The organism is Faecalibacterium sp. 7, from assembly GCF_049562865.1.
Lineage (GTDB): Bacteria > Bacillota > Clostridia > Oscillospirales > Ruminococcaceae > Faecalibacterium > Faecalibacterium wellingii.
In genome coordinates this window covers 178,466-190,655 of the sequence record NZ_CP186911.1, presented here as the reverse complement: position 1 = coordinate 190,655, position 12,190 = coordinate 178,466, and the positions used below count along the sequence as shown (strand labels likewise).

Here is a 12,190-nt window from a genome sequence, read left to right as displayed (position 1 = left end):
CGATGGGGTCTTTTCTTTTGCAATCAAAAGGAGAAAAGCCTATGAAAAACAACGCTACCTGTACCATCCGCTCCGAGGAGATCACCATTGACGTGCGTATCTGCGCTGCACTGGCGGCAAACCGGGGCTGCGAGGTCTACCTCGCAGCCATTGCCCCGGATATGGAGCTGACCGTCATCACGCTGGACGAGGCTCCCGGCATCCTGCCCTGCTTTGACGAGGACGATGTTTGCCTGAACCTCCCTGATACCTCACTGCTGCTCTGCTACAACCCGGCGCAGGTGCTGAAGATGGGCGGCAAGCACTACCTGACCGGCCCGGTGATTCTGGTCCGCACCAACATGGACGGCGAGGTCATCTCGCTGACCATTGATGAGGTCTACCTGTTCCAGAAGTATCTGGCAAGCCACAGCATCACCCTGATGGCAGACGACCAGAAGTTGCCCTGCATCTGCATCGACTGAGGTACCGCTATGTCAACGAGAGCGGAATTTTTCCAGAGTATGTATCCGGGGCTGTCCAATGGTGAAGTCATTGATGAACTTATCAAAGCCAGCATATACGGTTTTGAACACGGCCCGGAGGTTGTGACCATCAGTGCCGCAGAGGGCATCCATTATGTGCCTTACGATGTGGAAATGCAGAAAAAGCTTCCGTATTATGGAGGCACCTACGAAGCCTGCAATATTCCTTTTACGGATTTCCAGATCCGCTATCAGCCGGAGCAGATTCGCATTGTGGATGGCAAACGCATCCTAGAGGATACTGCCTTTCTCTGTCGGAAAGATAATGACCACTTCCTTATTCTGCCGAGCGTTTATGAGAAGCTGGATTTGGACGACTGGCTTCTGGCCCACCTGTTTTTCTACGACAAAGACGGAAAACGGTATATCGGTGTGGAACTGTCGGAGGTTGACTGATGCGAGTTGTCTTTGAGTTTATGCTGTTTGAAGCCGGCGCTTTTTTCGGCTTCTTTGTGGCAGCTCTGTTGAACGCCGCCCGTGCTGGGCAGGAAATCACTATCAAATTCGAGGAGGAAGATAATGGAACAGAACGAGAACACTCTGTCGGTGCTGAAAATTGCACCGGGACAGTATCCGCAGCAGGTCGAGATCGATAACGACCTGAAAGCCTTGCAGCAGGCGGTGGGCGGCTCCATCGGCGCAAGCTACCCTTTTCAAGATCCTGTTGCCATCGTCTATAACGATGACGGCAAGCTCATGGGTCTGCCGCTGAACCGGGCTTTATGGGACGAGGACGGGCTGATGTACGATGTTATTGCCGGAACCTTTCTGGTGGTAGGTCTGGGCGAGGAAGATTTTGTATCGCTCTCCCCGGAGCTGGCGCAGAAGTATGAAGAAGAATTCCATCAACCCGAAGCCTTTCTCCCTCTGGGGCGTCGCCTGATGGTCATTCCGGTTTCGGATGAATCAGTTCAGAGTGATGCAAAAAAGGCTGTGAGTAAGCCCCCGGTGGAACATGACCGTTAAGGCGATTTTCTGCACAGGAGGTGGTAACGATGCAGGAAGAAATCGAGCATAAGACGGTCAACCTTGCCATCTCGACCACAAAACTGTCTGCCCGCACCCTGCTGCGTGGGATGCAGTTTCTGCTGCGGCAGTACGACAAGCACGCTTCGCAGGGCAAGCAGTCCATGAAGCGGCTAGTGCGACAGAACCGTGGCGTGACCAATGTGGAGATCCAGAAAACCGGCATCAAGGATTTTGACCGCTATGCTAAGCGGTATCACATCGACTACTCCATCCAGAAAGACCTGTCCTGCAAGCCGCCCCGGTATCTGGTCTACTTCAAGGCACAGGACACGGATGCCTTGAGCGCAGCGTTCAAGGAATATTCGGCATCGGTGCTGGATAAAACCAAGCGTCCTTCCGTGCTGGCAAAGCTGCATGATCTGGCGCAGTCCGTTGCAAATCTGCCGGACAAAGTGCGGCACAAGCAGGAGGAGCGCGGCCTATGAGTAAAAAGAAGCTTTCCAAGCTGCTGGCGCTCTATCTGCCCTATATCCTGATGGGGCTTGTAGCGACCAACTTTGGTGAAGCATGGCGGCTGGCTGTGGGCAAGGAACTGGGCGATAAGATCATGTCGCTGATGGGAACTATCCCGGCAGCGTTTGCCAATCCGCTGCCCAGCCTGCATCCGCTGGATCTGCTAGTGGGTTTATGCTGCGGAGCCGCGATGCGGCTGGCGGTGTATCTGAAAGGCAAAAACGCCAAGAAGTACCGTCACGGCATGGAGTACGGCTCCGCCCGGTGGGGCACTCCGAAGGATATAGAGCCATTTATGGCTCCAAAGTTCGAGGACAATATCATCCTGACCAAAACAGAACGGCTGATGATGTCCAACCGCCCACCTGATCCGAAGAATGCCCGGAACAAAAACGTGCTGGTAGTCGGCGGCTCCGGCAGCGGCAAGACCCGGTTTTGGCTCAAGCCCAACCTTTTACAATGTCACAGTTCCTATGTGGTCACCGATCCGAAAGGTAGTATCGTGATCGAGTGCGGTAATGCCCTGTTACAAAAGGGCTATAAGCTAAAGATTTTCAACACCATCAACTTTTCCAAGAGTATGAAATACAATCCGATGGCCTATATCCACAGCGAAAAGGATATTTTGAAACTTGTCACCGCACTGATGACCAACACCAAGGGTGAGGGTCAAGGTGGCGACCCTTTCTGGGACAAGGCTGAACGGCTTTTGCTGGTTTCACTGATCGCGTACCTCCACTACGAAGCCCCTGTCGAGGAGCAAAACTTCGCAACATTGCTGGAAATGCTAAACACTATGCAGGTTTCGGAAGATGATGAAACCTATCAGAATCCAGTTGACCTACTGTTTGAGGATCTGGGCAAGAAGAAGCCAAAATCCTTTGCCGTGCGGCAGTACAAACTTTACAAGCTAGCTGCCGGCAAAACGGCCAAGTCGATTCTTATTTCCTGCGGTGCCCGACTCGCACCCTTCGATATTCAGGAAGTCCGGGATGCCACCATGTACGATGAGCTGGAACTGGACAAGCTGGGTGACCGGAAAACGGCGCTGTTCCTTATCATGAGCGATACGGACAGCACCTTTAACTTTCTGATCTCCATGATCTACACCCAGCTTTTCAACTTGCTGTGCGACAAAGCCGATGATGTGTACGGCGGTAAGCTGCCCATCCATGTGCGGTGCCTCATTGATGAGTGTGCTAACATCGGTCAGATTCCGCAGCTGGAAAAGCTGGTGGCTACCATTCGCAGCCGTGAGATCTCGGCGTGTCTAGTTTTGCAGACCCGCAGCCAGCTGAAAGCCATCTACAAGGACAACGCCGACACCATTGTCGGCAATATGGATTCGCAGATCTTCCTCGGCGGCAGCGAGCCTACCACCCTGAAAGATCTTGCCGAAGCACTAGGAAAAGAAACTATCGACAGCTACAACAATTCTGATACCCGTGGCAATAGCCCAAGCTATGGCACCAACTACCAAAAACTCGGCCACGAGCTTATGAGCCGGGATGAACTGGCGGTGCTGGATGGAGGCAAGTGCATCCTGCAGCTTCGTGGTGTGCGCCCATTTTTGAGCGACAAGTACGACCTGACCCAGCACCCGAACTACAAGTACACCTCCGACTATGACCCCAAGAACGCACTCGATATCGAGAAGTTCTTGAACCGAAAAGAAAAAATTCACCCGGACGATGCCTTCGTCATGGTGGATGCTGATTCGCTCCCGTCTGCCTGACCCGGTAGGCGGTTTTGTTTTTGACCGGAGAGGTACACCAGCAAGTCCACTTCCGCCGCAGTTTACGACTTAACAACAACGGCTTCAGGTGTGTACGGACGGTCTACAACTTTCATTTATAAAGGAGAAACGACTATGGAATTCTTTAACTCTGCTATCGAAGTTCTTCAGACTCTGGTTGTGGCTCTGGGTGCCGGTCTCGGCGTGTGGGGTGCTGTCAACCTGCTGGAAGGTTACGGCGGCGATAACCCCTCCGCCAAGAGTCAGGGCATGAAGCAGTTCATGGCTAATTAAAGGGAACAAAAAGAAAGGAAAAACCAATCCAGACGGTATCAGCGGCAGGATACAAGAATAAATTGTGATTTCACAAGATTGGTGCTATAATAAGAGAAAAGCTCCTGCCGGGGCAGCCGCCCCGGTGGTATGGATAGAAAGGCAGGAAAACAATATGCACATCAGCTATAAACCACTCTGGCACACACTGTTAGAGCGTGATATGAGGAAAGAGGATTTAAGGCTTGCTGCTGGTATGACAACAAATATGATTGCCAACATGAGCAAAGAGGGAAAGCACATCAGCATGGATACATTAGCCCGTATCTGCGAAACGCTGAATTGTGAGATTACCGATGTGATTGAGTTAGTACCAGACGAGCCTGCTTCCACAGGAGGTAAGGAACATGAGAGAATTGAAACCAAGAATAACGGAAAACGGAATTGATTATATCCTTGTCGGAGATTACTACATCCCGGACTTGAAACTGCCGGAGGAACACCGCCCTATCGGAAAGTACGGACGGATGCACCGGGAATATTTAAGGGAAGTCCACCCAGCCAGATTGAATACATTGATACTGACCGGAGAATTGTGGACATATCTTGCAGACCTGAACGAACAGGCACAGGAACGGTTAGACACTATCATGGAGCAGATGAAAGCCACCGAGGGCGTGACAGAGGAATTGAATTGAAGCGAACTCAACAAATGGAATGGGTGCAGCGTTGTAATAACATTCACAACCGGGCAGAAGAAATTGTTTTGCATGATATAATTTATTCATACGGGAGTAATTAAATCGGAGGCATATAAGATGATTGAAATTGTATTTGGTGAAAGTGCCTGTGGAAGTTTGAAAATTGCCCAAACTTACGGTAAGGGAAAGTATAGAGGAAGTGCAGTTTCGGTCTTTATGAGGCACGAAGATGGGAGTGTTCCATCTTCAGATGAAATGAAAGAAGCACAAATTCAAGCACAGGAACAAGAACATATTGCTTGGGAGAATGCTATTCCATTGGGAGGCAAGAGCAGTGATGTTTATTGTTTTGATATGGCTCTTAGTGTGGGAGATATTTCTGATAATGGAATTGGCGAACAGCGGAAAAATGTTCTCAAGAAAATGCTGTCTGTCTGGTTTGTAGAGGATTTAGACTATCAGGTTGAAGAAAAAATACAGAAAATTAAAACTACATTGTCTTCGGTTATTGAACGATATGTAGCTGGGGAAGAAGTTCGTATTTGGTATAGCTATAATCCGGATGAACTTTGCGGTATGTACTGGCTTATGAAACAACTTCGACCATTAAACTGTCAGACAACAATTTATTTGGTTAAGTTACCTGCCTGGGAATATGGAAAAGAAAATACTATGACATCCAAAATAGCATGGGGTGAGGTTTCTCCTGGCGAATGGGGAAAATATATAACTCTACAAGAAAAAGCTAAGCCTGTATTTCTTTCAGCTTGTGCTATGAAATGGAATCAACTTCAAAATGAAAATGCACCTTTGCGTGCAATGCTAAATGGTAAATTGCAAAGTGTTTCAGAAGATATATATGATAGTTTCATTCTTCGTGAAATTGCGGAACAGCCAGAGCAATTCAAAATGGCTATTGTTATAGGTAATGTTTTAGGAAAATATCAACTTGGAATTAGTGATGTATGGATTTCTAATCGCATTGATAAAATGCTTGAAGATGGTGTGTTGGAAATTATACAGGACGCACCAAAGGGAGAAACAAATTATCGCCGGATATTAAGAAAACGAATGAAATAATAACCACAGCAAGAACCGCTGCTACATGGAAGGCACCCCAACCATGCAACAGCGGTTTTTTTTACCGTTTTTTCCTCTGGCTGATAGGCGTTCCCATTTTCTTTGATTTTTTGAGAATCCGAATCAGCCAGCGAAATTCTTCGTCTGACAGATTTTTATAGTTGATACCGAGCTGTTTACAGTAAAGGACAACCAGCTTTTCATCCCGACTGCCCTTGAAATTTTTGACTGCTTCCAGATTTTCTTTCAGTTCATCAGCAACGGTGGTCTGGGGCGCACTCTCGCTGTCCTTTTTGTGGGCTTCCCGAATATCCCGGATAATCAGGTTGAGGTCATCCAGAACCATGTGACTGAAATACTCATCATCACTGATATGGGCGGCTTGCAGCACTTTCAAATGCGGGTCATCTTCGCCTGGGCGATACCGTTCAATGATTTCATGCCGGACGGTATCGACAAGTGCATTGAGGTTTTGAATCTGCATGGTAGCAATCCCGTCCACATAAATCTCAATGTCTGCAAGAAACTTGATAAAATCTTTATGTGTAGCAAGCTCACAGAGCAGACGGTTGTTAATCCGACCGCTTTTCAGCAGTGCCACCATCTCATCATTCAAATGCAACTCCGTCAATGGTGTGTTGATCTGCTCCCTGTTCTCTATCCGGCACAGTAGATAATCAACAGAGACCCCATAGAAGTCTGCCAGCGTGATAAGGTTGCCATGATTGATTTCCTTAAAATCCTCTTTTTCATAACTTCCAAGAGCTGATTTGGAAATGCCTGTCAGCTTTGATAGTTCTTCCAGATTTAAGCCTTTGTCCTTGCGGAGTTCCCAAAGGCGTTCCTGTATGCTTGTTGCTCCTTTCATGGGCGCACGCTCCTTTCCAATGGTTTCATTGCTGCCGCTTATCTGGATTATATCACACTTTCCGCAATCGTGGAAATTTCTGATTTTTACCCCTAATTCCTACTTTGTGGACATACGGCACAGGGCACAAAAATGTTCTATGATACAGGTAGTTCATCGATGGATTATTCCAATCGAATGACCAGCCTGTGTGGGATATGCTTCCCCGGCGATGTAGCGCCATGACTTTTGGCAGGGATGTGGAGGAACCCTGACCGAAACGAGCGTACCAAAGGGAGCGATACGCCGCTGTGAGATTCAGGGGAGGAACGACACCGGGGAGAACTGGCGAACTGACACCGAAATGATACCGAAACACGACAATCTGATAGGGGGATAGTCTACCCTATCGCTGATACTTCGGGAGATTTTAATCGGCTCTATGACCGTAATTTTGCCGAAAATCGCCCCGAAACCATACACTAAAACGGGAGGAAATACAATATGTCGAGAATGAGCAAAAAGAGGAAGCATGAGCTTTCCTTTTACCTCAATGACCGGGGGCGTGTCACTTACAACGAATTATGCCGGAAATGCCAGCATGGGTGCAAGCAGAGCTTCCGGGCGGTTGTGATTGACTGCCCCCGTTATTTATCCAAACGATCAAAGAAAAAGGAGGAACACACCGAATGAATTTTGAATTTATGACGATAGACACACCATTGCCGCCCTGTATGCCATTTCCCAGAGCGTTGACAGGATTTCCAGTCAGCAGCACCGCAAAGGTCATGTACTGCCGGATGCTGGACGCTATGCTATCCAAAGAGCAGGAGGACGAGAACGGAATCCTGTTTGTCTGCTTCCCTGTCACAGCCATTGCCGCAGTCCTGTCCCGCAGTCCCATGACGGTCAAGCGTTCTCTGAATGAACTGGAAAACGCCGGACTTATCATGCGGGTGCGTCAGGGCGTGGGAGAACCGAATAGGATTTATGTGCTGATACCGGGAAAGGAGGACGCTGCCCTTGCCTGATACCTCGAAGCTGGAAAAGCTCAACCGGGAGCTGGAGAAAAGCGAAAAGAAACTGCGGAAAGCCATCAATGATGAAAAGGCATTGCAGCACCAGTTAAAGCAGCTTACCCGAAAGGAACGGACGCACCGGCTCTGCACTCGTGGCGGTATGCTGGAAAGTTTTCTGCAAGAGCCGGAACGCCTAACAGATGATGATGTCATGCTGTTGTTGAAACTCATTTTTCACAGGCAGGACACGCAGGAACTATTGAAAAAAATGCTGGAACGGGAGAAGCCGGAAACCCCTTAGTTTACTAAGGGCGCAATTATACACCACCCAAAAGTTGGTGCATTGCGTTCTCCGAAGGCTCCTCGCCGGAGGGCTGTGATTTTCCGCAGTCATAGTCTGCTCCAAATCATACAGGGGACGCTACGCTTCCCCTGCGCTGGCTGCCGCCAGCTACCCTTTTGTGGACTTGCCCTCTGGGGACACCTTGCGCTGCAAGCTGTTCCCAGCCGACAAGTTTCATAAAATATGCTATCTTTTTGATAGGCAGTGAAGTATAATGAAGATGACAACAAATCGACATTTGTAAAGGAGGATTTACAATGAAGAAAATTGGATTAGGTATTGCAATACTACTCTTTGCCATTATAATTTCTCTTTGCTCATCAGGAATGGGGCTGCTCGTTATCGGGATTGGGATTGTAGGATTGATTTTTTCAATCATAGGATTTATGGAACGCAAGTAAAATAACTTCCAATTTGTCAGCTTCACATCGGGTCAACTTGTCCCGAACTTTTACAACTAAATACCCGCCGCCCACACAGCGGCACACCGAGCAGGAAATCTGAAAAAAGATCTCCTGCTTTTTTTCTGCCCAAAATGAGGTGGTAAAACGCCACCCCATCCACCAATTACCGAAAGGAGGGACACGAAATGCCCTGTCCACACAACGAAATCACGATTGTTCAGCGCAGCCAGCGGCAGTCTGCGGTTGCCGCCGCTGCCTACCAAAGCGGCGAAAAGCTGTTTTGTGAATACGATCAAGAAGTAAAGCATTACCCGGAAAAGCGTGGTATCGTTCACAACGAAATCCTGCTTCCGGCAAACGCTCCGCCGGAGTACGCAGACCGCAGTACCCTCTGGAACGCCGCCGAAGCTATTGAGAAACAATGGAACTCCCAGCTTGCAAGGAGGTGGGTGCTTTCCATCCCCAGAGAGATACCGCCCGACCAGTACGCCGCCCTTGTCCGGGAGTTTTGTGAACAGCAGTTTGTTTCCAAAGGGATGATTGTTGACTTTGCCATCCATGACCCCCATCCGCCTGGGCACAATCCCCACGCCCATGTCCTGCTGACCATGCGGGCAATGGACGAACATGGGAAATGGCTTCCCAAAAGCCGCAAGGTTTATGACCTTGATGAGAATGGGGAACGGATAAAACTGCCATCCGGCAGGTGGAAAAGCCACAAGGAAGATACGGTGGACTGGAACGACCAGAAATATTGTGAAATCTGGCGGCATGAATGGGAAGTCATCCAGAACCGCTATCTGGAAGCCAATGACCGCCCGGAGCGTGTGGACTTGCGTTCCTATGCCAGACAGGGGCTTGATATAGTCCCCACTGTCCATGAGGGGGCTGCTGTCCGGCAGATGGAAAAGCGTGGTATCCAGACGAATATCGGAAACCTGAACCGGGAAATCAGAGCCGCCAACAGTCTGATGAAGTCCATCCGGCAGCTTATCCAAAACCTCAAAGGCTGGATTACCGAGCTGGGAGAAAAACGGAAAGAGCTGCTTGCACAAAAAGCGGCGGAGGAAGCAACACTTCTTCCCAATCTGCTGATGAAGTATATGGAGATACGAAAGGAAGAACGGAAGGACTGGACAAGGGCTGGACAGAACCGGGGGACTTCACAGGACTTAAAGGCAGTCAGCGAAGCCCTGTCCTATCTCCGGCAAAAGGAGCTTTCCACTGTGGAGGACTTAGAAGCATTTCTGGAAGCATCCGGGAAATCAGCCGCAGATTACCGCAATCAGATGAAGCCAAAGGAAGCTCGCAGCAAAGTGATTGACGGGATTCTTGCCAGCCGGACAGACTGCAAAGAATGTAAGGCTGTCTATGAGAAGTACCAGAAGATATTTTTTAAGAAAACAAAGGAAAAATTCAAACAGGAACACCCGGAGGTTGCCCGGTATGCGAAAGCCACCGCCTACCTTGCCAAGCACCCGGACGATAAGGACAGCACCCAAAAGGAACTGCAAGAGGAGCAGGAAACGCTTCTGGAAGAAATTGCAGCCCTGAAAATACCGTTGACCGAGGTACAGGAGGATTTGAAGAAGCTGCGGGACATCCGCTACTGGGTACGGAAAGCCACCCCCGGCACAGAAGAAAGCAAAGAGCCGCCCAAGAAGCAGCCTATCAAAGAAGTCTTGCAGGATAAGGCGGACGAGAAAAAAGCACAAAGAACTGCCCCGGTGCAGACAAAACACAAACAACAGGATATGGAACTTTAACAGGCACTTGCCATTTTCAGATTGAGAATGTCAGGTGCTTTTCTTTTTTTCAAGGAGGGATAGATTTGAATGTATTTGAAGCTGTGAAGCAGTCCGTCACAACAAGACAGGCTGCGGAGCATTATGGAATCCGTGTAGACCGGAACGGGATGGCTTGTTGCCCGTTCCATAACGATAAAACCCCAAGCATGAAGCTGGATCGGCGTTACCACTGCTTCGGCTGCGGTGCGGATGGGGATGTGATTGATTTTGCCGCCGCCCTGTATGGGCTGGGAAAGAAAGAAGCCGCCGTACAGCTGGCACAGGACTTCGGGCTTTCCTATGAGGACTGGAAACCGCCGGGAAAGGCAAAAAAGCCCAAGCCCCGGCAGAAATCCCCGGAAGAACAGTTTCAGGAAGCAAAGAACCGCTGCTTCCGTATTCTTGCCGATTATCTCCATCTGCTTCGGGCATGGAGAAAGGAATATGCCCCGCACTCCCCGGAGGAAGCCTTTCATCCCCGGTTTGTGGAAGCCTTACAGAAGCAAGACCATGTGGAATATCTGCTGGATGTGCTGCTCTTTGGGGAGACAGAGGAAAAAGCAGCTTTGATTACGGACTACGGAAAGGATGTGATACAGCTTGAAAAGCGAATGGCAGAGCTTGCCGCCGCAAACGCAGCAAGAACTAAAAAACACCATGAACGCCATGCAGCCGCCCCAGAGCATTGAGGAAATCAAGGCGGGGCTGGAAACTACCGAGAAAGGCGGTGTCCGTCAGAGCATACGGAACTGCCTGACCGTATTCCAGCGTGACCCGCTGCTTTCCGGGACTATCGCATACAACATCCTGACCGACCGCAAGGACATCATAAAGCCCATCGGCTTCCACAGGGAAAGCACCGCCCTGAACGATACGGATATGAAGTATCTGCTTCTTTATCTGGAAGAAACCTATGGGCTTACCAATGAGAAAAAGATTGATAACGCCATCGGGATTGTGGCGAATGAAAACAAGTACCATCCCATCCGGGACTATTTAAGTTCCCTTGTGTGGGACGGGACAGAGCGAATCCGCTTCTGCCTGCGGCACTTTCTGGGGGCTGACACAGACGATTACACCTATGAAGCGTTGAAGCTGTTCCTGCTGGGTGCAATCTCACGAGCCTTTCAGCCGGGATGCAAATTTGAAATCATGCTCTGTCTGGTAGGCGGTCAGGGGGCTGGCAAGTCCACCTTCTTCCGTCTGCTGGCAGTCCGGGACGAGTGGTTCTCCGATGATTTGCGGAAGTTGGACGATGACAATGTGTACCGCAAGCTGCAAGGTCACTGGATTATCGAAATGTCGGAAATGATGGCAACCGCCAACGCCAAGAGCATTGAGGAAATCAAGTCATTTTTAAGCCGGCAGAAAGAGGTTTACAAGATACCCTATGAAACCCACCCGGCAGACCGCCCCCGTCAGTGCGTGTTTGGCGGCACTTCCAATGCCCTTGATTTTCTTCCCCTTGACCGTTCCGGCAACCGCCGCTTTATCCCCGTCATGGTGTACCCGGAGCAAGCCGAGGTTCACATTTTGGAGGACGAAGCTGCTTCCAGAGCCTATATCGAGCAGATGTGGGCGGAAGCGATGGAGATTTACCGAAGCGGCAGGTTCAAGCTGGCTTTCAGCCCCGACATGCAGCGGTATCTCAAAGAACACCAGCGGGATTTTATGCCGGAGGACACCAAAGCCGGAATGATACAGGCGTATCTTGATAGGTACACCGGGAGCATGGTCTGCTCCAAGCAGCTCTACAAGGAAGCTTTGAACCATGCCTTTGACGAGCCGAAGCAATGGGAAATACGGGAAATCAACGAGATTATGAACCAATGCATTGACCGCTGGCGGTACTTCCCGAATCCAAGAATGTTTTCCGAATATGGCAGACAAAAGGGCTGGGAGCGTGAAAACCCGGCAACGGACTTATGCAACCCGTCTGAAAAAGCAATGGATGGCTTTGTGGAGGTCACAGAACAGATGGAGCTTCCATTCTGA

The 12,190-nt window shown here is 49.6% G+C and carries 16 protein-coding genes and 1 pseudogene; 16 read left to right on the top strand and 1 reads right to left on the bottom strand.

Annotated elements, in window-relative coordinates:
• The first annotated feature begins 41 nt into the window (after positions 1-41).
• The 9 genes and pseudogenes from ACKXF7_RS01115 (at position 42) to ACKXF7_RS01075 (ending at position 5,795) form a co-directional block, all read left to right on the top strand.
• The gene (locus tag ACKXF7_RS01115; protein WP_423741903.1) at positions 42-464 is read left to right on the top strand and encodes a hypothetical protein; all 423 of its coding nucleotides are present in this window, start codon (positions 42-44) and stop codon (positions 462-464) included.
• 9 nt (positions 465-473) lie between these two features.
• On the top strand, positions 474-920 hold the full coding sequence (locus ACKXF7_RS01110; protein WP_423741902.1) for a hypothetical protein: 447 nt from the start codon (positions 474-476) through the stop codon (positions 918-920).
• 123 nt (positions 921-1,043) lie between these two features.
• Positions 1,044-1,490 (top strand): DUF3846 domain-containing protein, encoded by a 447-nt coding sequence (locus ACKXF7_RS01105; RefSeq protein ID WP_423741901.1) that lies wholly within the window; start codon positions 1,044-1,046, stop codon positions 1,488-1,490.
• A 29-nt stretch (positions 1,491-1,519) separates the two neighbouring features.
• Positions 1,520-1,978, top strand: a complete 459-nt coding sequence (locus tag ACKXF7_RS01100) for a PcfB family protein (RefSeq protein WP_212792815.1) — start codon at positions 1,520-1,522, stop codon at positions 1,976-1,978.
• Positions 1,975-3,741, top strand: coding sequence for a VirD4-like conjugal transfer protein, CD1115 family (locus ACKXF7_RS01095; RefSeq protein WP_423741900.1), 1,767 nt, complete (start codon positions 1,975-1,977; stop codon positions 3,739-3,741). Before ACKXF7_RS01100 ends, ACKXF7_RS01095 begins: the two co-directional genes overlap by 4 nt.
• Positions 3,742-3,876: 135 nt before the next feature.
• A complete protein-coding gene (locus ACKXF7_RS01090) occupies positions 3,877-4,035 on the top strand; it encodes a Maff2 family mobile element protein (RefSeq protein ID WP_412289921.1) in 159 nt (52 codons plus the stop codon).
• 154 nt (positions 4,036-4,189) lie between these two features.
• Positions 4,190-4,462: a helix-turn-helix domain-containing protein gene (locus tag ACKXF7_RS01085; protein ID WP_002593556.1), complete on the top strand. Its 273-nt coding sequence runs from the start codon at positions 4,190-4,192 to the stop codon at positions 4,460-4,462.
• A pseudogene (locus tag ACKXF7_RS01080) lies at positions 4,422-4,816 on the top strand (TnpV protein). The gene ACKXF7_RS01085 and the pseudogene ACKXF7_RS01080 overlap by 41 nt, the downstream one beginning before the upstream one ends.
• 16 nt (positions 4,817-4,832) lie before the next feature.
• Complete coding sequence (locus ACKXF7_RS01075) at positions 4,833-5,795, top strand: DUF3658 domain-containing protein (RefSeq protein ID WP_014078537.1); 963 nt, start codon at positions 4,833-4,835, stop codon at positions 5,793-5,795.
• Between the two features lie 61 nt (positions 5,796-5,856).
• Here the strand turns inward: ACKXF7_RS01075 and ACKXF7_RS01070 are convergent, their stop codons facing one another.
• A complete protein-coding gene (locus ACKXF7_RS01070; RefSeq protein ID WP_118516999.1) occupies positions 5,857-6,663 on the bottom strand; it encodes a helix-turn-helix domain-containing protein in 807 nt (268 codons plus the stop codon).
• Positions 6,664-7,146: 483 nt separating this feature from the next.
• Here ACKXF7_RS01070 and ACKXF7_RS01065 point away from each other — a divergent pair, with 483 nt between their 5' ends.
• From ACKXF7_RS01065 to ACKXF7_RS01035, 7 genes are all read left to right on the top strand, one after another.
• Complete coding sequence (locus ACKXF7_RS01065) at positions 7,147-7,335, top strand: hypothetical protein (RefSeq protein WP_118516998.1); 189 nt, start codon at positions 7,147-7,149, stop codon at positions 7,333-7,335.
• Positions 7,332-7,673, top strand: a complete 342-nt coding sequence (locus tag ACKXF7_RS01060) for a DeoR family transcriptional regulator (RefSeq protein ID WP_054328106.1) — start codon at positions 7,332-7,334, stop codon at positions 7,671-7,673. The genes ACKXF7_RS01065 and ACKXF7_RS01060 overlap by 4 nt, the downstream gene beginning before the upstream one ends.
• A complete protein-coding gene (locus tag ACKXF7_RS01055; protein WP_009296086.1) occupies positions 7,666-7,962 on the top strand; it encodes a DUF3847 domain-containing protein in 297 nt (98 codons plus the stop codon). Before ACKXF7_RS01060 ends, ACKXF7_RS01055 begins: the two co-directional genes overlap by 8 nt.
• A 299-nt stretch (positions 7,963-8,261) precedes the next feature.
• The gene (locus tag ACKXF7_RS01050; RefSeq protein ID WP_164979630.1) at positions 8,262-8,405 is read left to right on the top strand and encodes a hypothetical protein; all 144 of its coding nucleotides are present in this window, start codon (positions 8,262-8,264) and stop codon (positions 8,403-8,405) included.
• 188 nt (positions 8,406-8,593) lie between these two features.
• A complete protein-coding gene (mobQ, locus tag ACKXF7_RS01045) occupies positions 8,594-10,174 on the top strand; it encodes a MobQ family relaxase (protein ID WP_423741899.1) in 1,581 nt (526 codons plus the stop codon).
• 65 nt (positions 10,175-10,239) lie between these two features.
• Positions 10,240-10,884 carry a CHC2 zinc finger domain-containing protein gene (locus ACKXF7_RS01040; RefSeq protein WP_423741898.1) on the top strand — a complete coding sequence of 215 codons (645 nt, stop codon included), beginning with the start codon at positions 10,240-10,242 and terminating at the stop codon, positions 10,882-10,884.
• Entirely contained in the window at positions 10,853-12,190 is a 1,338-nt protein-coding gene (locus tag ACKXF7_RS01035; RefSeq protein ID WP_423741897.1) for a VapE domain-containing protein, read from the top strand. The genes ACKXF7_RS01040 and ACKXF7_RS01035 overlap by 32 nt, the downstream gene beginning before the upstream one ends.

Bases quoted from the DNA above. Each gene is read 5' to 3' on its own strand.
- ACKXF7_RS01065 (WP_118516998.1), top strand. From the start codon at position 7,147: ATGTCGAGAATGAGCAAAAAGAGGAAGCATGAGCTTTCCTTTTACCTC.
- ACKXF7_RS01105 (WP_423741901.1), top strand. From the start codon at position 1,044: ATGGAACAGAACGAGAACACTCTGTCGGTGCTGAAAATTGCACCGGGA.
- mobQ (WP_423741899.1), top strand. From the start codon at position 8,594: ATGCCCTGTCCACACAACGAAATCACGATTGTTCAGCGCAGCCAGCGG.
- ACKXF7_RS01100 (WP_212792815.1), top strand. From the start codon at position 1,520: ATGCAGGAAGAAATCGAGCATAAGACGGTCAACCTTGCCATCTCGACC.
- ACKXF7_RS01115 (WP_423741903.1), top strand. From the start codon at position 42: ATGAAAAACAACGCTACCTGTACCATCCGCTCCGAGGAGATCACCATT.
- ACKXF7_RS01060 (WP_054328106.1), top strand. From the start codon at position 7,332: ATGAATTTTGAATTTATGACGATAGACACACCATTGCCGCCCTGTATG.
- ACKXF7_RS01075 (WP_014078537.1), top strand. From the start codon at position 4,833: ATGATTGAAATTGTATTTGGTGAAAGTGCCTGTGGAAGTTTGAAAATT.
- ACKXF7_RS01110 (WP_423741902.1), top strand. From the start codon at position 474: ATGTCAACGAGAGCGGAATTTTTCCAGAGTATGTATCCGGGGCTGTCC.
- ACKXF7_RS01095 (WP_423741900.1), top strand. From the start codon at position 1,975: ATGAGTAAAAAGAAGCTTTCCAAGCTGCTGGCGCTCTATCTGCCCTAT.
- ACKXF7_RS01085 (WP_002593556.1), top strand. From the start codon at position 4,190: ATGCACATCAGCTATAAACCACTCTGGCACACACTGTTAGAGCGTGAT.
- ACKXF7_RS01090 (WP_412289921.1), top strand. From the start codon at position 3,877: ATGGAATTCTTTAACTCTGCTATCGAAGTTCTTCAGACTCTGGTTGTG.
- ACKXF7_RS01070 (WP_118516999.1), bottom strand. From the start codon at position 6,663: ATGAAAGGAGCAACAAGCATACAGGAACGCCTTTGGGAACTCCGCAAG.
- ACKXF7_RS01035 (WP_423741897.1), top strand. From the start codon at position 10,853: ATGAACGCCATGCAGCCGCCCCAGAGCATTGAGGAAATCAAGGCGGGG.
- ACKXF7_RS01050 (WP_164979630.1), top strand. From the start codon at position 8,262: ATGAAGAAAATTGGATTAGGTATTGCAATACTACTCTTTGCCATTATA.